This window comes from Fructilactobacillus cliffordii, assembly GCF_024029355.1.
Lineage (GTDB): Bacteria > Bacillota > Bacilli > Lactobacillales > Lactobacillaceae > Fructilactobacillus > Fructilactobacillus cliffordii.
In genome coordinates, this window is sequence record NZ_CP097117.1 from 777,121 (window position 1) to 797,691 (window position 20,571).

Annotated in this window: 17 protein-coding genes; 12 read left to right on the forward strand and 5 right to left on the reverse strand. The window is 43.1% G+C overall.

The features are described from left to right. Nucleotides 1-55 precede the first annotated feature (55 nt). Entirely contained in the window at nucleotides 56-841 is a 786-nt protein-coding gene (locus tag M3M38_RS03935; protein ID WP_252767490.1) for a glucose 1-dehydrogenase, read from the forward strand. 55 nt (nucleotides 842-896) lie between these two features. Here the strand turns inward: M3M38_RS03935 and galU are convergent, their stop codons facing one another. Both galU and M3M38_RS03945 read right to left on the reverse strand, forming a co-directional pair. Then, on the reverse strand, nucleotides 897-1,775 hold the full coding sequence (gene galU / locus M3M38_RS03940; RefSeq protein WP_252766453.1) for a UTP--glucose-1-phosphate uridylyltransferase GalU: 879 nt from the start codon (nucleotides 1,773-1,775) through the stop codon (nucleotides 897-899). 143 nt (nucleotides 1,776-1,918) lie between these two features. Next, nucleotides 1,919-2,845: an alpha/beta hydrolase gene (locus tag M3M38_RS03945; RefSeq protein WP_252813617.1), complete on the reverse strand. Its 927-nt coding sequence runs from the start codon at nucleotides 2,843-2,845 to the stop codon at nucleotides 1,919-1,921. A 215-nt stretch (nucleotides 2,846-3,060) separates the two neighbouring features. On the opposite strand from M3M38_RS03945, the gene M3M38_RS03950 reads away from it, so the two are divergent. Next, nucleotides 3,061-4,614 (forward strand): ClC family H(+)/Cl(-) exchange transporter, encoded by a 1,554-nt coding sequence (locus M3M38_RS03950; RefSeq protein WP_252813618.1) that lies wholly within the window; start codon nucleotides 3,061-3,063, stop codon nucleotides 4,612-4,614. 268 nt (nucleotides 4,615-4,882) lie between these two features. Here the strand turns inward: M3M38_RS03950 and hisS are convergent, their stop codons facing one another. Further along, nucleotides 4,883-6,070 (reverse strand): histidine--tRNA ligase, encoded by a 1,188-nt coding sequence (hisS, locus tag M3M38_RS03955; RefSeq protein ID WP_252813619.1) that lies wholly within the window; start codon nucleotides 6,068-6,070, stop codon nucleotides 4,883-4,885. A gap of 222 nt (nucleotides 6,071-6,292) precedes the next feature. On the opposite strand from hisS, the gene guaB reads away from it, so the two are divergent. The 8 genes from guaB (at nucleotide 6,293) to M3M38_RS03995 (ending at nucleotide 17,435) form a co-directional block, all read left to right on the forward strand. Further along, nucleotides 6,293-7,429 (forward strand): IMP dehydrogenase, encoded by a 1,137-nt coding sequence (gene guaB, locus M3M38_RS03960; protein ID WP_252813620.1) that lies wholly within the window; start codon nucleotides 6,293-6,295, stop codon nucleotides 7,427-7,429. Between the two features lie 10 nt (nucleotides 7,430-7,439). Further along, entirely contained in the window at nucleotides 7,440-8,993 is a 1,554-nt protein-coding gene (gene guaA / locus M3M38_RS03965) for a glutamine-hydrolyzing GMP synthase (RefSeq protein WP_252813621.1), read from the forward strand. Nucleotides 8,994-9,194: 201 nt separating this feature from the next. Next, complete coding sequence (locus tag M3M38_RS03970; RefSeq protein WP_252766459.1) at nucleotides 9,195-11,324, forward strand: cation:proton antiporter; 2,130 nt, start codon at nucleotides 9,195-9,197, stop codon at nucleotides 11,322-11,324. Between the two features lie 220 nt (nucleotides 11,325-11,544). Next, complete coding sequence (locus tag M3M38_RS03975) at nucleotides 11,545-12,240, forward strand: WxL domain-containing protein (protein ID WP_252766460.1); 696 nt, start codon at nucleotides 11,545-11,547, stop codon at nucleotides 12,238-12,240. Nucleotides 12,241-12,329: 89 nt separating this feature from the next. Further along, the gene (locus M3M38_RS03980) at nucleotides 12,330-13,361 is read left to right on the forward strand and encodes a DUF916 domain-containing protein (protein WP_252813622.1); all 1,032 of its coding nucleotides are present in this window, start codon (nucleotides 12,330-12,332) and stop codon (nucleotides 13,359-13,361) included. Between the two features lie 12 nt (nucleotides 13,362-13,373). Beyond that, nucleotides 13,374-13,787, forward strand: coding sequence for a hypothetical protein (locus M3M38_RS03985; RefSeq protein WP_252766462.1), 414 nt, complete (start codon nucleotides 13,374-13,376; stop codon nucleotides 13,785-13,787). A 16-nt stretch (nucleotides 13,788-13,803) separates the two neighbouring features. Beyond that, on the forward strand, nucleotides 13,804-14,628 hold the full coding sequence (locus tag M3M38_RS03990; RefSeq protein ID WP_252813623.1) for a WxL protein peptidoglycan domain-containing protein: 825 nt from the start codon (nucleotides 13,804-13,806) through the stop codon (nucleotides 14,626-14,628). Between the two features lie 203 nt (nucleotides 14,629-14,831). Further along, a complete protein-coding gene (locus M3M38_RS03995) occupies nucleotides 14,832-17,435 on the forward strand; it encodes a lectin-like domain-containing protein (protein WP_252813624.1) in 2,604 nt (867 codons plus the stop codon). Between the two features lie 55 nt (nucleotides 17,436-17,490). Here M3M38_RS03995 and M3M38_RS04000 read toward each other — a convergent pair whose 3' ends face one another. Both M3M38_RS04000 and M3M38_RS04005 read right to left on the reverse strand, forming a co-directional pair. Then, entirely contained in the window at nucleotides 17,491-18,306 is an 816-nt protein-coding gene (locus tag M3M38_RS04000; protein ID WP_252813625.1) for a methylenetetrahydrofolate reductase, read from the reverse strand. A gap of 43 nt (nucleotides 18,307-18,349) precedes the next feature. Beyond that, entirely contained in the window at nucleotides 18,350-19,252 is a 903-nt protein-coding gene (locus M3M38_RS04005) for a phosphatase PAP2 family protein (RefSeq protein WP_252813626.1), read from the reverse strand. A gap of 80 nt (nucleotides 19,253-19,332) precedes the next feature. On the opposite strand from M3M38_RS04005, the gene M3M38_RS04010 reads away from it, so the two are divergent. Together M3M38_RS04010 and M3M38_RS04015 are read left to right on the forward strand one after the other, a co-directional pair. Continuing rightward, nucleotides 19,333-20,172 carry a glycosyltransferase family 8 protein gene (locus tag M3M38_RS04010; RefSeq protein ID WP_252813627.1) on the forward strand — a complete coding sequence of 280 codons (840 nt, stop codon included), beginning with the start codon at nucleotides 19,333-19,335 and terminating at the stop codon, nucleotides 20,170-20,172. A gap of 120 nt (nucleotides 20,173-20,292) precedes the next feature. Beyond that, the gene (locus M3M38_RS04015) at nucleotides 20,293-20,556 is read left to right on the forward strand and encodes a lipocalin/fatty-acid binding family protein (protein WP_252813628.1); all 264 of its coding nucleotides are present in this window, start codon (nucleotides 20,293-20,295) and stop codon (nucleotides 20,554-20,556) included. The last annotated feature ends 15 nt before the right edge of the window (nucleotides 20,557-20,571 follow it).

Sequence of the window (20,571 nt, forward strand, 5' to 3'; positions counted from 1 at the left end):
GGTATGGTAAAATTGAGATATCTCGACACACAGAAAAGGAGTAACTAGTATGGTTATGTACAAAGATCTTGAAGGCAAGACGGCTGTGATTACCGGGGGAGACTCTGGAATTGGCGCTGCAATTGCTGAACGACTCGGTCAAGAACACATGAACGTGGTCATTAACTACCATCGTAATGAAGCGGCAGCTAACGATACTGCTGCTAAAGTCGAAGCTGCTGGTGGAAAAGCCACGACTATTCAACAAGACATTAGTGACGAAGCCGCTGCTGATGCATTGGTAAAAAAGGCCGTTGCTACTTTCGGTGGACTAGACGTGTTCTTTAACAACGCCGGCATGGAAAAACGGTGTCCAACGGATCAAATCGAACTTAACGATTGGAACGCTGTTTTAGACGTTAACTTGACCGGAACTTTCTTAGGAACCAAGGCTGCTTTAGACTACTGGTTGGCTAACAAGAAAAAAGGCGCCATCATCAACACCTCTTCCGTGCATCAACAAATTCCATGGCCAAACTTTGCTAGCTATGCAGCCAGCAAAGGTGGTGTAAAGCTCTTTACCGAAACTACGGCTATGGAATACGCTAACCAAAATATTCGAATTAACCAAATTTGTCCGGGGGCCATTAATACTCCAATCAACGCCAAGAAGTTTGCAAATCCAGAACAATACAAATCCACGGTTTCCATGGTACCCATGAATCGGATTGGAACTCCCGAAGAAGTAGCCGCTGGAGCTGCCTTCCTAGCCTCTGACCAAGCCAGTTACATTACTGGAGTTTCCCTCTACATTGATGGTGGAATGACGCTTTATCCTTCCTTCATGGGGGGTAAAGGCTAAACCATCTGATCATCAAAAAAACGCTGATTCGAATCGAATCAGCGTTTTTTTGTGATTATTTATTTAATTCATTGGCCAATTTGATGATGTAATCCTTCAAATCAGCACTTAAATCAGGGCGCTTCAAACCAAATTGGATGTTCGTCTTGAGCCAGCTCAATTTGTTCCCGGTATCAAATCGTTCCCCTTTAAATTCGTGTGCATAGACTTTTTGGGACTTGTTTAAAGTGTCAATCGCATCCGTCAGTTGCACTTCGTTTCCCTTACCTGGTTTAGTCGTTTCCAATACATCCAAAATTTCTGGAGTAAAGAGATACCGTCCGATAATAGCCAGGTCACTAGGGGCATCGTCTGGATTCGGTTTTTCCACGAATTGACGTACGTCGTAGGTCTCATCGTCCACTTTTTCGATGGGATCAATCACTCCGTACTTGGAAGTTTCTTCGTGCGGAACTCGCATCACAGCAAGAGTTGATGAACCGGTCTTTTCGTAACTGTTAATTAATTGCTTAGTCAACGGAACTTGATCAGTCATCAAGTCATCCCCAAGCATGACCACGAATGGTTCGTTGCCGAGGAAACTTTTACCGGTTAAGACCGCATCCCCTAAGCCTTTCGGATAAGGTTGGCGTACGAAATAAACCTTTACGTCATCAGAAGCTTGTACCGACTTCAACATGTCGAGCTTCCCTTTGCTTTCCAGGTTTTCTTCCAACATGTAGTTCGGTGAAAAATGGTCTTCAATTTCGTTTTTACCACTTCCCGTAACAATCACAATGTCGGTAATTCCCGAAGCCTTCGCTTCTTCCACTATGTATTGAATCGTTGGAGTGTCAATCACCGGCAACATTTCCTTTGGAACTGCTTTGGTTTCCGGCAGGAACCGGGTTCCTAATCCAGCCGCGGGAATAATCGCTTTTGTAACTTTTTTCATGTGCTTTAATCCACCTTTGATTGTAATAACATTATCGTTTAACCCAATAATGTTTTATTTTTAAGCAAGAAATTTATCTTTAGCATATCAATTCTAACACTTTTTGTAAATATCTTTTCCAACACAGTAATGTCGATAAATCCCTACGGCTGAGTATTAAACCACCGTTCGGCAAAGGCCTGGGTCCGTTGCTGATAGGCTTCTGGATCCGTAGAACGAGCTTGGGCATGCCCCGCTCCCTTCACAATCCAGATTTGCTTATTCTTGCCTCCGTTGTTTTTGTAGTTCTGGTAGGCAAACTTGGTCGGGACAAACTGATCGGCATCCCCGTGGATGATGAACAACGGAATCTGATTATTGCGCAGGGTTTGCTTGGTATTGGCCTGCTGGAAATTGTACTTCGCTAAGATTTTCGAGTAAATGCTGGCCAACGGTAGAATTGGAAACGACGGTAAATTAAACATCGTCTTGAGTTCGTAAGCCAACTCAGCGTTAATGCTGGAGTATCCACAGTCGGCAATCGCAAACCTCACGTTTTTCGGTGCAAGCGGAAGCGTATACATCACTTCAGCGGCCCCCATGCTGACCCCAAACATTCCAATTTCTGCGTGGGGATTGTATTCGTTTAACTGCTTCATCCAGTTGGCCAGGTCAATCCGATCTAGCCAGCCATAACCCACATAATGACCTTGACTATCCCCAAATGCACGGTTATCGGGCGCTAAAACGTTGTAACCATCGTTATGAAACATTTTGATGTATGAACTCATTTTCCGCGCGGAACTTCCATAACCATGCACCACCACGACCGTTTTGTCGGTAGGTTGCGCCGCAGCAAAATAATGGGCTTTTAAAAGTAACCCATCCTTGGTTTTTTGAGTCCAAGTTTGGGATGGCGTTTCATCGTAAAATTCAGTGTTAACGTTCCCCCCCTGCTGGGAAGCAAAGCCACCCTTTTGAAAGGCAAAGTTAAAAAGATAATAAATTGCGAAGCCACTGGCAACTACTACAATAATCAGAAGTACTACTAGTACGCGAGGCCACACCCGTTTTTGTTTTACTTTATCCATTTCTAACCATCTTTCTTTTTATTCAGACTTAAGTTGTTTAATCAATTTGAGGTAATTAACTACCAAATTTTTATCATTACTCGTTAGCTTGAAATGATGGAAAATTGTGACCATCATCCGCATTCTATTGTTCCTTATTTTACCACATCTCGAACTAGCGCCGGAAAATGATACAATAATGAATGTTTTAAACAATCATGGAGGAGATGGAAGTTGTGGCCAAACCGCACTGGCTAGCATTAGCAAACTTAAAATTCGTGGGAATTAGCGCTGTTATTGGAATCACAACGGGGGGCGTCATCTCTGTGTTTCGCGTTCTGATTGAGCACGGGCTCCAGTTCAGTACACACTTGTACCAAACCATTCCCCATCATTGGCAAAATCTCTGGATTGCCATTCCTCTGGCCCTCTTGTTGGCCATCGTGGTCGGCTTGCTGGTTAAATCCGAACCGAGCATCCGTGGTTCTGGAATTCCGCAGGTAGAAGCGCAGCTAGCCGGGAACCTCGAAATGAACTGGATCCAGGTCCTCTGGAAGAAATTCGTAGCGGGCGTGCTCACCAACTCTACCGGAGTTTTCATGGGACGTGAAGGACCATCCATTCAACTTGGAGGTGCCGTGGGTCAAGGAATTGCCGCTGGCTTAAAACAACAAGGCGGAACCAGACGGCTTTCGATTGCCACTGGAGCTGCTGCAGGACTTTCTGCTACGTTTAGCGCGCCGTTAGCCGGCACCTTCTTCGTCCTTGAAGGCGTCTATCGGAACTTTCAACCCACTATCTGGCTCTCCTGCCTGACTGGGGCACTGTGTTCTAACTTTGTTTCAGAAAACGTATTTGGATTAGCTCCCGTTCTTCCAATTACCTATCAAAAATTACTCCAACCGGTAATGTACTGGCAGTTACTGCCGCTCGGTTTAGCCTTGGGAATTCTGGGTCACTTCTATAACTTAGGTTTGCTCAATTTCCCAGCGTGGTATTCCAAAATCAAGTTGATTCCGAGTTGGCTTTACTGTGCAATTCCCCTGCTCCTCATCATTCCAATTGGCATGTACTTTCCTGCTACCACCGGTGGGGGAAGTAAAATCATCATGCTCCTGGCCACCCACCACTATGCCGTGATGCTGATTTTAGCTTGGTTAACGTTGCGGTTTAGCTTTGGACTAGTATCATATGGCGCCGGCTTACCAGGTGGTTTCTTCATGCCCATCCTAACCATTGGGGCTTTAATTGGAGCTGGCTACGGTACCATCATGCACCAACTGGGCTTTTTACCCGCCAACTTAATGAACAATCTGATTATCTTTGGCATGGCCGGTTGTTTGACTGCCGTCTGCAAGGCTCCGTTCACTTCCATCATTCTAATCACCGAATTAGTGGGTAGTACCAGAAACTTCATGTCATTAACCATTGTAGTTTTAATTGCCTACCTTACCGCTGATTTAATGGGAACTCAACCCATCTATCAGGTACTCTCGGAGCGGCTGACAAGTGTTAAACGTTACCTCGATTCACTGGAAGCCACCGACCAACTCCAGGTGCCGGTCTTTGGTTTTAGCGAGGTCGCCAACCAGCAGGTCCAAGACGTTAAGTGGCCGGAAAATACCATTCTGATTACGATTAAACGGGGTAACCTTACGATTCTGCCGCACGGTTCAACCGTGATTAAACCTGGGGATACGCTAATTTTCCTGGTCCACAAGGACTCTGTAGGTTATCTGTACAAGGAACTACGACAGATGGCAACAAATCAAACGGATGATTTAGGATAAGATGAACAGCTTTAACAATCCGCTAGATTTAGCTAAGTTAATTCTTAAAATTGGACGCCAACTTTGTCAAAATACCGTTTTTGTTCAAGTTACAGTCAAAAATGATGAGGTAACTTGAACAAAACAGCCAATTTGTTGAAGTTGTAATAATTATAAATAACATTTCAATCCTAAATTAAGCACTTTCATAAATATGCAAATTAATTTTCACATTGAAAAAGAGGCTAGCTACCGATTTCCGGTAATTAGCCTCTTTAAGTAAACCTGATTATTCAATTACAATAATATTTTTCGCGTTTAGCTTAAAGGCTTCCTTCTTTTGACTCTTCATACTACGTTCCTGGAAGTTTACTTCCACTATGTTTCCACTACTGCGTAGTTCCGCTGCCTTGGCTAACGCTCCGTCTAGAATGCGATTAACTTCTGCGGATTCTTTGTCCTTGGTATCAGTACAAATGAAGTAGTCCACCGCATGTTCGTTTTCATCGGCTTGAACCACCGTGGCTAGTCGCTCTTCTCCAAACGCAAAGCCCACGCCACCCATTTCGGGACCACCAAATTCCTGCACCATGTTATTATAACGACCACCGGCACAAATGGTGGTATATTCATCCCCAAAGGCGGGTGCTTTCGCTTGGATTTCAAACACCGTATCGGTGTAGTAATCGAGCCCCCGCACTAGCCGATCATCAACCGTGTAGCCAACGTGTAAAATGTCCAATGCCCGTTTGACTGCCGCAAAGTATTGTTGCGAACGTTCGTTTAAGCTGTCTTCCAATTTCGGGGCCCCCGCCACAATTTCTTGATCATGCCGGTCTTTACTATCAAGGATTCGGAGTGGGTTTTGGTCCAACCGCCGTTGCGAATCATTGCTCAACTCGTCTTGGTACTGTTTAAAGTAGTCCACCAACGTGTCCCGGTAAGCAGCCCGACTTTCGTCGTCTCCGAGGGTGTTGAGTTCCACTCGCAAGTCTTGAATGTCTAAGCCTTGAAAAATGTCGATGGCTAAGCGAATCACTTCAGCATCGATTTGAGGGCTTACAGTTCCAATCGTTTCACAACCGATTTGATGAAATTCCCGGTTGTGCGTAGCCCCCGGTCGTTCGTAACGAAACATTGGTCCCATGTAGTAAGTCTTAACTGGTTTGGGGTGTTCTGGTCCAAATAGCTTGTTTTCGACAAACGAGCGGACAATCCCGGCCGTTCCTTCCGGACGTAGCGTGATGCTTCGTCCACCCTTGTCTTCAAATGAATACATTTGTTTCGTCACAATGTCTGAGGAATCCCCGGAGGTCCGACTAAACACGTCCGTCTTTTCTACCAGTGGGGTTCTAATTTCAGCATAGTTATAGCGCGCAAACACGTCACGGGCTGTATCTTCGATTCGTTGCCAGATCGCAGTTTGTTCCGGCAGGATATCTTCCATCCCCCGCACTCGTTTGAATTTTCCGTCCATGAATTCAACCAACTTTCTTTTTTGAGTGTTTAGTTAAATTCTACCATTATTCTCAAATTTTTAATAATTCCCCTGCTAATTCCAAACATTTTTCCATGTCAAAATGGTTACGTACATTAATTTGCAATAGTGGAGTTAGTGTTCGTGATTTTCTTTGATTTCCCCCGCTCTTTCTGCTATTCTATGATATTAATAACAGTCATAGATAATTAGGGGGATTATATGGATAATTGGGAAAACAAGTTTGGCCAACATGAAGCACTTACTTACGATGACGTGCTCTTGGTACCGGCAGCTAGTGCTGTCTTGCCCTACCAGGTCAGCTTAAAAACAAAATTAGGCAAAAACCTTCTTTTAAACATTCCGGTCTTAAGTGCCGCCATGGATACGGTTACAGAATCAGCCATGGGAATTGAAATGGCCCGTCAAGGTGGTCTCGGGGTCATTCACAAAAATATGTCTGCTGCAGATCAAGCGGTCGAAGTGAAAAAGGTCAAGACCGCTGAAGTAACTGGTGACAATGCCGCCGTAGACGAAAACGGCAATTACCTTGTCGCTGCTGCCGTAGGAATCAACGAAGAATCTTTCGACCGAGCCAAAGCCCTTTTTGAAGCCGGCGCCGACGCCATTGTGTTAGATTCTGCCCACGGACACTCTAAAGGTGTTTTATCAAAAGTCGCTGAAATCCGGAAACAATTCCCTGACAAGACTTTGATTGCAGGAAACATTGCTACAGCTGCGGGGGCTCGCGCTCTTTTTGAAGCTGGAACAGACGTGGTTAAAGTTGGTATCGGTCCTGGTTCAATTTGTACCACGCGGGTTGTTGCTGGAGTTGGAGTTCCCCAAATCAGTGCTGCCTTTGAATGTGCTGCCGTTGCCAAAGAATACGGACGCCAAATCATCGTCGACGGTGGGATGCAATACTCTGGTGACATTGCCAAAGCTCTTGTAGCTGGTGGTGATGCCGTGATGCTCGGAAGCATGCTTGCGGGAACAACGGAAGCTCCTGGTAAGATCCTCGAAAGTGCCGATGGCAAACAATTCAAGGTGTACCGGGGCATGGGCTCGATTCCAGCCATGGAAAAAGGTTCTTCTGACCGGTACTTCCAAGGCAAGGTTAAATCAGAAAAGAAATTAGTTCCCGAAGGTATCGAAGGTAAAACCGAATACAAAGGGGACGTAGAAACCATTCTGTACCAAATGATGGGTGGTTTAAGAGCCGGCATGGGCTACGTTGGTGCCCCAACGATTGCTACCATGAAGGACGCTCAATTCTGCCGAATTACAAACGCCGGATTACGGGAATCTCACCCACACGACGTTTTGATCACGAAGAGTGCTCCCAACTACCACAAATAGGAGGATTGGAATGCCAAATTTAGCCAAAAAATATGATTCAGTGGTTGTGTTGGACTTCGGAAGCCAATACAATCAACTCATCACCCGTCGGATTCGGGAAATGGGTGTTTATTCCGAATTAAAACCACATACCCTGTCCGCCGCAGAAATCAAAAAGATGGATCCTAAAGCCATCATCTTTTCTGGTGGTCCGAATAGTGTTAACGGCCCGAACGCCCTTGGAGTTGATCCTGATATTTTTAACCTAGGACTCCCAATTCTAGGAATTTGTTATGGAATGCAACTGATGGCCCACGACTTGCCGGGTGGCGAAACCGTCACCGCTGAAAGCAGCGAATACGGTCAGGCTGACATCGACGTCACGGATCCCCATTCCGAATTCTTCAAGGATATGGACGAAAAACAACAAGTGTTAATGAGTCACGGTGACTTCGTTACCAAGGTTCCCGATGGCTTCGCCGCGACCGCTACCAGTGCTAATTGCCCCATCTCAGCCATGGCTGATCCCGAACGAGGTTTTTACGCCGTTCAGTTCCATCCCGAAGTAAACCTAACGGCTCAAGGTCGGGAAATGTTACGCCACTTTGTCTTTGACATTGCTGGTGCCGAAGCTAACTGGTCGATGGACGACTTTATTGAAGATGAAATTCAAACCATCAAAGAAACCGTGGGCGACAAACGGGTCTTACTCGGCCTGTCCGGTGGAGTTGATTCCTCAGTGGTGTCAGTGCTATTGCACCGTGCCATTGGCGACCAACTGATCCCGGTGTTCGTGGACCACGGTCTGTTGCGGAAAAGCGAAGCCGAACAAGTGCTCAAATCCCTAGGTGAAGACTTTGGCTTAAACATCGATTTCGTGGATGCTAGCAATCACTTCTTGAACAAGCTCAAGGGCGTTACGGATCCCGAAAAGAAACGGAAAATCATCGGAAAAGAGTTCATTGAAACCTTCTCCAACGAGGCCCGTAAGTTTAAGGACGTTGACTTCCTAGCTCAAGGAACGCTCTACACCGACGTGATTGAATCCGGAACTGATACGGCCCAAACCATCAAATCCCACCACAACGTGGGTGGTTTGCCCGAAGACTTACAGTTCAAACTGATTGAACCTTTAAACAAACTATTTAAAGACGAAGTTCGCGAACTCGGGGAGAAATTGGGCATGCCAAGTGAATTAGTTTGGCGTCAACCATTCCCTGGTCCTGGTTTAGCCATTCGGGTAATTGGTGAAGTGACACCAGAACGTTTACGGATGGTACGTAACTCCGATGCCATTTTACGAGATGAATTTGCTAAAGCTGGTTTAAACAAGACCGTTTGGCAATACTTCACTGCCCTGCCTGGCATTCGCAGCGTGGGGGTCATGGGTGACGAACGGACCTATGACGAAGCCGTTACAATTCGGGCTGTCACCTCGGTTGATGGAATGACCGCTGAATTTGCGGGAGTTCCCTGGGAAGTCCTGGGTAAGGTTTCCAAACGAATCGTTGATGATGTTCCAGGCGTTAACCGCGTCCTCTACGACATTACTGGTAAGCCGCCTGCAACGATTGAATACGAATAATCAAGCAATATCAAAGTAATCTAATTTTAGACTTCCTTGATTGACAGCTTAAATAAGCGAAAAAGATCCCTGTATTATGAAATAAATTCATGATACAGGGATCTTTTTGTATCCTTTCCTTAACTACCAATAAAATTTTATAAACTCGCCGACCTCCGGTATAATTGAATTATTAATTACTTTTATATAGGAGGACTCGCGATGCACATTTTAGAAGCCGTGCTGATTTTGCTTGGATTAGTTTTAATTTCTAACGTTGCTAGCCATTACATCACAATAGTACCAGTAAGTTTAATTCAAATTACGCTGGGAGTTGGGATGGCTCTCTGCTTTAATTTTCAAATTGACTTGGATACTACTTGGTTCCTCTTGCTGTTTATAGCACCGTTACTATTTAACGATGGACGTGATTTCCCCAAAAAAGAACTCTGGGAGCTTCGAGGTCCCATCTTTGAAAACGCTATCTGGTTAGTCTTTTTAACCACGATCGTCGGTGGATTTATCGTCAACTGGCTAATCCCATCAATGCCATTAGCGGTTTGTTTTGCCTTAATTGCAATCCTCTCCCCGACTGATCCGGTGGCGGTTCAATCAATTTCCAAGCGAGTCAACCTACCTAAAAGCATTCTGCACTTAGTTAGTGGCGAAAGTTTAATTAATGATGCTAGTGGCCTAATTGCCTTTAAATATGCAATTGCGGCCGTAGTAACTGGTTATTTCTCGATTTACAAAGCCGCTGGTGACTTTATTTACATGTCACTGATGGGGCTTTTTCTAGGTTGGATCTTGATGCTCGTCTTGCTTTGGGTTAGAAACAAACTCGATAGCATCCACTTCCACGATGCCATTTTTAGCGTTGTCCTCCAAATTTTAACTCCTTTCTTAGTTTACATTGTTGCAGAAGATTTTTTTCATGCTTCTGGAGTAATTGCAGTGGTAACCGCTGGGATTCTTGATCACGTCCAAAATAAACGAGTAACTGGTCAAACCCCCGAGATTACCCTTCTAACCAATCGAACCTGGGATATAATCGTGTACTGTTTAAACGGGGTCGTTTTCCTTATCCTCGGGATTGAACTCCCATTAGCCATGCGTAGCGTGATTAAGGGAAATAAGTATGGAACTCTACAATCAATTGGCTACGCTTTTTTAATCTGGTTGATGATTCTCATCATCCGGGTAGTATGGATTCTTGGTTACCAAGCTTTCTCCTACTACGTAACGAAAAAAGAAAAGAAAAAACCACAGTTTAAAGTGGGGTTATTGGCCGGATTATCAGGAGTACGTGGCGCCATCACTATGGCTGGAGTCTTATCCGTACCAACTATCATTGATACCGGGGCTCCATTCCCTGATCGTGCTCTGATGCTTTTTATTGCAGCTGGTGTGATTGTGATTAGTTTAATTGCTGCTTCCATCACACTTCCGCTAATTGCTCCCGGACAAGGAACCATTGAAACTAGAGCTTCTAGCATCAAAGACAACGAGCCAGAGGATGACAACGAAGAAGAGGAAGAGCAAAAAAACAACGAATTTGTCAGCTACGGAGTTGCCAAACTTTATATGATGAACTCGGCTATTGCTTATCTTGAATCCAATAAAACCGACTCCAATCAACGAGCAGTTTTTGACATCATCATGGATTACGAAGTTGCCATTCGGAAGCAACAGCGCCAATTCCATAATCGACCAGAAATCACCAAAAACTTGAACGAAACCATCGCTCTTCGCCGTGTGGCCCTTCGTGGAGAGCGTGATGCAGTGGAACAACTCTACAAACAAAAACTAATTGGAACCGACGCTTACTGGATTGCTTCTCGTCAATTAAATCGCGAAGAATATCGACTTTTGCAAGCAACCGGAACCAAACAAAACCGAATTAAAACGAATCGAATTGGATGGTTATCACGCTTAATCCGCCTGCTTAAAATCTGGCAATGGAATCAAAAGGAGAGTAAACAAACCAAGGACGATTTACGATTAATCCAAAAGGTCGGGTCGCAAGGAGCTATCAATGCGATTAATCACTTCCTCAATCGGGATGACATTAATCGCGAGGACTTTTCTTCTCAAAATATCCACTTTTTGTTAGTTTATTATCAAAATCGTATCCAAGAAGCAAAGTCATTTGGAGATAGTGAACAAGAAGAAGAAAAATACAACCGTCAAGTTCTTGAATTAAAAACCCAAGCTCTGGAAGCAGAACGAAAAGCAATTGAGACATTAATTGAAAATTGTCACATTTCTCGCAACATGGGATTACATTTACGGCAAAACGTTAACTATGAGGAAACCATTCTACTCAACAACTACAAAAAAGAAACCGAGTAGATAACAGTAATATCTACCAGTATAATCACCTTCAATTAAGTTTAATCTTTGATTTACGCTAAACAATCAAATTGAAAAAAATTAATTAACTTTTTTTATTTTTTGCTTTTCTTTTAACACTTATAGGTTATAATAAAATTGTGCTTTTTGAGTACAATGTTTAAGTGAACGCGGATTCCCGTGCTTACTCACATTTTAATATTTTAGGAGGTCTTCAATTATGAAGAAGAACAAGCTCATCATTGGTGGAGTTGCTTCATTTGCTGCTGTCCTTGGTTTAGCTGTTGCTGCACCTGCAGTTCACGCTGAAACATTCAGTAACAATGATTTACCACAAAACACTAGCACTACTAAAGATGCTAAAACTGGTGATGTTTCTGCAACTTCAAATGCTCACATTGACATTCAAAGTGGTTACTTAACTTTGAACTCAGTTCCTGACTTGAACTTTGCCCCAACCAGTCAATCAAGTAATAACCAAGTTCAAGGGTTATTAAACAACAACACTGGTAACCGTCAAAGTCAAATTTCAATCACTGACAGCCGGACTGCAGAAGGTAAGGCTCAAAATGGTTGGCAATTAAGTGCCGCTCTTGGTCAATTCCGTGGCTTAAACGGTGCTGCTACTGACAATCCTGGTGCTTGGGCAATTAACTTGAACAACACTGGTTACACTAACAGCCAAAACTCACGGGTTAATGTTACTCCAAATGCTCGTCTTTCTGCTGGTGGTAACGGTACCAACATTGCTTCTGCTAACAACAATGAAGGTATTGGTAACACTACGATTGACTACAGCAAACAAGGTAAGAATGTTGCTAGTTTAACTGTTCCTGCTAACACTAAGGAAGGTTCATACGACGCACCTATTACTTGGACATTGACTGCTGGAACTCCAAACAACCCTACTGCATAGAGTTAACGAGTTTCAATAGTTTAAAAAGGGGATCACTTATTTGTATGAGTGTTTCCCTTTTTTACTAATAAATATAGAAGAGGAAAATTATGATTTTAAAGAACCACAAATTGCGCTTACTATTAGGTATCGCCTTTTTCTCTTTCCTGTTCGCATTGGTAGTTCCTACAGCAGTAAACGCTACCCCGGGTCCAGGAATAGCGGTTAAGCCCAACTATCCATCCACACAATTTGATCAGGGTGGATCGTTCTTTTTCAAAACTAAGCCAGGCGAACCGCAAACAATTACGATGGATGTGGCTAACCTTGCTAATTATTCTCAAACTTTAACAATTGAACCAACCACTGCTTACACTTCTAAAGATGGTTCAATTACTTATAAGCCCGGAAAAGTTCCTTATGATCGAACTTTAAAGTACAAAATGCGCGACTTGGTTAAAGAAAAGAAACAAAAAATCACAGTTGGTGCCAATCAAACTAAAAAGGTTAGCTTTACAGTAACTCCTCCCAAAAAGGACTATAAAGGAATCATCTTGGGAGCATTGTACGTAAAGACTGAAAACCGAAATGATAATGTTAATGCTAACAACGTTAACCTTAACAATAAACTTTCGTTGGTTATGCCGATTATGATTAAGTCGCAAGATAAAAAAGTTAATCCTAAGTTAACTGTTCCAAGTATCAAACCCGATAAAAGTGGATCCCAAACGCTCATCAACACTAAATTAGCTAATGAACGGCCAACCACAATTAAAGGGATGACAGTTACCAATCGGATTTATCGAAAGGGAAATTCGAAGAAGACTTTATCCAAAAACAAACAATATCAACTAAGCATGGCACCTAATTCTAATTTCAACATGCAAAATGATTTTGGAAAAAATGCCCTCCTCCCCGGAACATATCACCTGAGTTTACGAGCCCACGATGAAAACGGTAATCACTGGAAAATTGAAAAAGACTTCAACGTTTCAATCAAGGATTCAGTAATTTACAATAATAACAACTGGTGGTGGATTGCACTTCTTGTTGCCCTCTTCTTGATTATCTTGTTATTGCTGTACCTAATTTACCGACAAAAAAGGAAACAAAAAGAGCTGCTTAACAATCAAGCTAAATAGGTAGGTGATTAGATGAAATTTGATAAACAAAAGGCCTTCTTATTTGCGATTCTAGGCTTAGCTTTGATTGCCATCATCTTTGGAACCAGTAGTATTTATGCTGACAATCAGTTTACTGATGGAACTTCTAAACAAAGTTCTGTTAATATGAGCGTTGGTAAGCACAAGGATCACAAAAAAGATGACCAATCAGGTCAAGAACATCGAAAGAAAAAAGAGCACAAGAACACCGATAATAACAACAAAGAAACTCCCATGGCCAGTGTAAAACCTGCGCCAGTTACTTCGTTGCCACAAACTGGTCAATTCCTGCACTTTGGTGTGACTGCAACTGGAATTGTTGTACTTTTTCTAGTCATTTTGATTGTCATTAACAACCAGTTCCAAGCTAAATTAAAAAGCATCGATAAACACCATGAAAATTAAGGTGTCTTTAGGTAATATGGTCCTTGGATTATCAATCCTCGCTTTTCTCTGTTTTCCTGCGGTAGCCAAAGCTCAGGATGCCCCAGATAATTTTTCTGTAACTCCTCTCTTAGGTAACTTACCGATTCAAAAAGGAAAGAGTTACTTTGCGTTACGTTCTCAGAATCATACTACCTATAAATTACCGGTCATGCTAAGTAATGACAGTGATCTACCGATGATTGTCACGACTAACGTTAACAATGCGATTACTGCTGACAACGGAACCATTAGTTATAGTAACAATACCGTCCAACCTCGTGGCAAAATGAGTTTGACTAATAAAGTTGTTGGCAAGCGCAAGCATAAACTCACTCTTGCTCCGCATTCTAATCAAATTGTGACTTATAAAATTAAAACTGGTAACCAAGGCAACGGCATTACTTTAGGTGGAATTAACGCTACCTCAGTCGTAGACCGCCAAGGTGATATTCAAAATAAAGTAACGTTTGTGACTGGGGTTTCCCTAAATACCCCTGCTAATCATCCTAATCTCAAACAACTAACCTTTAAAAAAATATCAACAGATTACTTAGCAACTGATGCTAACCCTAGTGTTGTAGCCACGTTATCCAACGATAAACCGCAACTTTTGCAGCATTTACATGGTAAAATGGTCCTCAAGCGCGGCAATAAAGTGTTAGCTACCAAAAAGATGAAAGACGTTAGTATTGCCCCTAACTCAGACGTTAAGTTTTACTTACCTCCTAAATCGATGGCAAACGGCAAGTATCAGGTGCTAATTCAACTGAAAGATAAACGTCACACCATTGATTTAAAAAGAAACATCGTAATTAATTAGACTAGTATGTTAGTATGATAAACTGCCTAATTGCTAATCTTGATTGAAAGGAGGCTAACATCATTAAAAAGTTCAAAAAGTTACTGGCTAGTACTGCTATCGGTTTGGTTACCGCTGGGAGTCTCTTAACTGGTAGTGGTGGGTTAACAACTCAGGCCAGTAACGATCTTAATATCCCTGCTCCCCCGGAATCAGGACCAAGTATGAGTAACTTCACGTACAAAGGGAATCCACCAGCTGCCATTGACTATCCCAACGCTCAAGTTGTTACCGATGAAAATCAAGGACAACTACGAGGATTATGGTGGAAAAATAAGGTTGATTTATCGCGACCATTTACCTTGAAATTTTACATCTATATGGCTTCTACCAATCCTAGTGACGCTGCCGATGGTCTGACTTTCACATTACAAAATGACGAAGATCAGGTAGACGCTAAAAAAGGATCTGTTGCTGTCGGAACTAACGGGGAATCACTAGGGGCATATGGTAACCTTCGGGGAATGGTTAACCAGGGTGGAACCAACGATGATAAATTACAAAGTGCTAAAGATTTCTATAATGATCCCGATAAATCGCACTACATTCATAATGCCTTATCATTAGAGTTTGACCCCTATCTAAACAATGACTTTAGTGATGGGTTCCAACTTCCCGGTAATAGTGCCAATGACATTGGATCACATATTGCCTTTACAATACCAGATGCTGATCATATCAACGTTCATAATTCCCTTTATACAGAATGGGATGCTGGAATTAATCATTACAGCGGTAATCAAAACTGGTTTAATAATCCACCTTCAGATGCTGATACGTACCTCTATCCTTACCCCGGTAAGAATGATGGTTATGGGGCAACTCCTGCTCCCAACATGGTCGGAAAATCAAGCGGGACCGGTAAATACAGAGCTCGATGGGAACCCGTTATTTACACGTGGACGCCTAAGGGTGATGGAACTGGATCAGCAACAGCTACCTTTGGTTATCCAACCGCTAGTCAGAATACTGGTGGCTTCAAGCAGTTATCTGTTACTTCTCCTTCCGTTAACATTAAAGATAAGTTTGGTCCTGACCAAAAAGCTTATTGGGGAATGACCGGATCAACCGGTGAAAAATCACTGATTAGTGCCATTTCGGCAACTGATGTTCCCGGAAGCCCCGGAGTAAGTAAGCTAGCTGCCGACTTAACTAGATTAGGCCAACAAGGATTACGTATTAGTAAAGCCGATGGTGGTAAGGTCGTTTCTAAAAATGATTCGGGAGCTCTAATGCCCGATGATCATTCGTTAAGTTCTGAGGAATTGATGAATGCCCTTCCCTATAATGCTGAATTTACTGGGGATGACGGTAATAAATATCCAGTCTTTCGGAACAAAATTTATGATGCCAACGTTGGGGACGTTTTCTTGTATCGAGCCGATATCTATAACTACTACGACAGTATCTTCAATGATAAGAATCCTGACATCGGGAATCATTGGTATGATGTCCACGTTCGGGATGAACTTCCATCTCAACTAAAACTTTTAGATGGAAGTAGTGATGTTGATCTATTCTTTAAGGATATTCCTCCGATTAAGAAGGGAACGACAAGCCCAACTCCAATGTCTCATGGATTCAAAGCCGCCCTTGTTTCTGACAAGTTAGACAAAGGTAAAAATGCCGTAATCAATACGGTTAGTGCTACTGGATCAAACTTTGCTGATAAAACTCCAGTAGAATCCAGTGAGGTTCAAGTTATTCCGAATGGTAAAAGACCGCAGCGACCATCATTTTACATCAATAACAAGATGCAAAATACGTCACAAAACATGACTGACTGGTCTGATACTTTAAACAACGTTAAGGATAGCGACAACATTAACTACCGAATTCCTTTGTATAACTATAGTCAAGTACCATTGGATAACGGTCAATATACTTTCCACCTTCCAAGTATTAAGAATGATGATCCTAACAATCTCCACCTGCAGTATGAAGGTCAAGACATTCCATATGATCCTAATGATAATTCCACAGGACTTCACTTCACCATGAGTGATGATGAAGTGCTTCAGGATGATGGATCAACCTACACCAATAGCAAGAAGATTGTTATCAAAGGATTACCAACGTTGGATCCTTACTCAACTAAGAACATCACTGCCAACGTAACCCTTGGTAATAATAAGGGAAAGGTTTTCGCAAGTACGCCAAAACTAAGTGGGCAGGCAAATGGGGATTCAACCACTCTTTATTACTATGGACAAAAGGAAATTTATAACTTAAATGCCGGCAGTGTTCAAATTGAGCCAAAGAGTTTTGAGTATGGTACTCATTCCTTCCTTAAGCCCAATTCATACCTACTACCAATGGATACCTATACCTTTGATGACGCCGGTAAACCGGTTCGAACCACTCCTTGGATTAATCCTCGGGTTGGTTATCAAGCATTCTCACTGAAGGATACCCGAAAGGCCTCCGACCGTAAGGAATTTAAAGTTTCTTTATCACAAGCTAGTGATAACAGTCGTAGTGTTGCGGGTCAACTTCAAAATGCCAATATCATTGGTACCGATAATTCTCCATTCCAGTTAGTATTCTTTGACGGAAAGGGAACTAAATATCCATTAACTCCTGGTAATAATGATAATATTCCAGTTTATTCATCTGGTGATGATCTTCCTGATTTAAAGAGCGTTGATTGGAACGAAAAACTTGGTTTGAAACTCAACGTCCGTAAAACTCCTGATGCCCCTGCTAGTGGTCACCAAGATTACGGAGCAACTTTAAATTGGACTATCAATACCACAGATACACCATAGTTACTATTTAGAAACACAAAAAGCGTTCCAAGGAATAAATCCTTGGAGCGCTTTTTTAGTAACCCACTTGCAGAATAGTTTGCAATAATTTCACGTCGTTGAACGTATAAATCTGAATTCCTACTCCACGCTGGCGTAAAGCCTGAATTTGTTCCAGAGCCACCTGAATCCCCAACATTCGTAGTTCTACTTCCGTCCGGGCCGTTGCCAAACGATTTTGAAGTTCGTTTGGTAACGGATGCCCCAGCATGGTTTCAGCTTGTTGAATCCGCGTTCGACTAGTCAGCGGTAACACCCCTACTACCACGGGAACTTGAATATCGGCTGCATGAATGCGGTCTAACCAGCTGACAATTGCTGGCGTATCAAAACAAAACTGGGTAAATAACTCCGTGGCGCCAGCCTGGACCTTAGCCCGGAGATAAAAAAGTTCTGTTCCCCAGGTATCTGATTCCGGGTGTCGTTCTGGATAAGCTGCGGCAGCAATTTTCAATTTACTGTGTTGTTTGATGTAGTGAATTAGGTTAGTGGCGTGCGGAAAATAGCCCGTGGGTCGCTGATGAGGATTTGCATCTCCACGTAAAGCCAGTACCTGTTTAGCTCCTAGCCGCGTTAACTCCTGCAATTCCTGGTTCACCGCAGCGGGAGTTTTATACAAACCGGTGAGATGGGGGATTACTTGTAGTTGCAACCGTTCCATTCGTTGAATCAGGTCATACGGGGTTCCAGATTCTAGCTTTCCCCCAGTCCCACACGTTACCGCGACAAAATCGGGACGAATGGTAGTCCCCAGACCACTAGCTTCAATAAAACGTTGATTGGCAATCGGGGTTGCCGCTGGCGATATTTCAATCCCAAGCGGTGGTGTCATGGCAGCCACTCCCTTTCTCTAATTACCTTTATTCTACGCTGAACTAAAGCCTTAAAACAGGGTCAGCCTGACTGCGTAGATATTTTTGCAACAGAAGCTGCATCATGTAAATAATTAACGCCGTGATAAAAAACGAAAACGTTACGTCAGATAAAAAGTGTGCTCCGATTATCAGCCGACTTAACACAATCAAAATGGCATCCAGCAGACCCAGTCGCCACAACCAAAGGTGCCAGCGTCCGCGACCAAACCAAGAAAAGACGAGGGACAACGTCGCCGCCATCGTGTGCCCCGAGGGAAAGGAATAGTGACCGTTAGGGCCGTTGATGTGATACCAGTTGGTAAAATCTTGGAGATGTTTTTGTACTTCATAGGGTCGGTACCGGCCCCAGATTGTTTTTAAAGTAACGTTTACCGTCAGTGCTAAAAATACCGTTCCACTGGCAAAGATGGCAATAGTTAAGAGCTGGTGCAAGCGAAAATCAGACTGACGGTGTAGCCACCATTGGCAAATGATTGTAATGATGATGTACAAAAGTAACTCCATAAAGACTACCCACCAACCGTAGTCATGAGGCTGCAACTGACTGGGAGTCCCTACTGCTACGCCCCGCTGCATATTTTGTTGCGCCTTGAAAAAGTACGAACTACTTTCTCGCCCAAAATGTTGCAGTTGACTAACAGACAAAGCCAGTCCCACTGCAAATTCCAGTAAAGCCAGCCAGCGCCGTGGTTGTCTCAATGCACTTCCAATTGCAACCTCCCCACTTAGAATTAACACCAAGTACAATGGAAATGAGCCAATGGTTTGGCCCACGGTGGCTCCATAACTATGATAATTAGTGATGGTTTGACTCAACTGCAGATCAAATCTAGTAGCGGATCCCATTAACCCAATAAACAGCAGGATAGCGCAGAATAACATCCAGTATTGTTGTTTTGACATGTTTTTCTCCCTCCAGTGATGGTCAAGCTCACCATAAATTAATATAATTAAAGTAATCTAAATATCAAAGGAGTCCCGCTATGACTAGTACAGAACCCATTGAGATTTTGGTTACCAGTAACCAAAACTACATTGATCCGCTTAAAGTAATGCTTTATTCACTCCGGCTGAATAATCCGAAGGCCGCCTTTCGCGTCTGGTTGTTACAATCAGACATTAGCGCAGAAACCAATGCTAATTTGTTAAAATACGCTGGTCGCTTAAACTTAGACTTAAACGTCATTAAAATGGACGAACGGGTCAACTTACCCAAGTCCTTTTTAAGCGTCTATGATTACCCGCAGGAAATGTACTTCCGCCTGCTCTGTGCCGATTCACTGCCCCAAGACCTTCACAAGGTTTTATACCTAGATCCTGATTTACTGGTAATCAACGACATCATGCCCCTCTGGGAAACTAACTTAGACGGCAAAATGTTTGCAGCAGCTGTACACAAGGGATTAACCGACATCATGCGTTCCATCAACAACCTCCGCTTAGGAACCGACGGCGGGTACTATAACTCAGGCGTCATGCTGATGGATCTCGATCAGATGCGGCAAAAAATTAAAATTAAAGACATCATAGAGACGGTGGAAAAGTACCATGATTACCTAATTTTGCCCGATCAAGACATTTTGAACTACCTTTACAGTGACGATACTAGGGAAATCTCTGAAGACCTCTGGAACTTCGACGCCCGCAAGTCAATCATGTACCTCACCCGCAGTGGTGGCCAGGAAAATCTAGATTGGGTCATGAAACACACCAGCATCATCCACTTCTGCGGAAAACCGAAACCGTGGCAACCAGACAGCAATTCGCCATATACCGCTCTGTGGCTCAACTACCAACAAATTGTCACTAACCATTTTAACTAACACTTTAAGCAGTCCCAATTCATCTTGGGCTGCTTTTTTATTTCATGCTATAATTAGGCTACTAGGGAATGGTTCCCTGGTCGGATATTTGAAAACTGAATCAGAAAGGATGAGGAGTTTATGCGCAATGATGAACCCGTCTATCGAAGTGTGAGCGTCGGCATGGTGAAAGTGGCGATTAAAAACGATGGCAATCAGATTATTGCTAATGTAATTGGTAATAATGTAATTGCGATCGATGACAAAGTGAGCCGTGCCACCGTAACTGGTCCAGATCGAGCCGGTGATTACGGGATTGGCGATTACGTCTACTTTACCACTGACAAACGGAAGCACCACACAGCGATTCCCGCAGAAGTGGTCAAGCAACGATTGGTCAACTAATCCTTTCGGATGTAA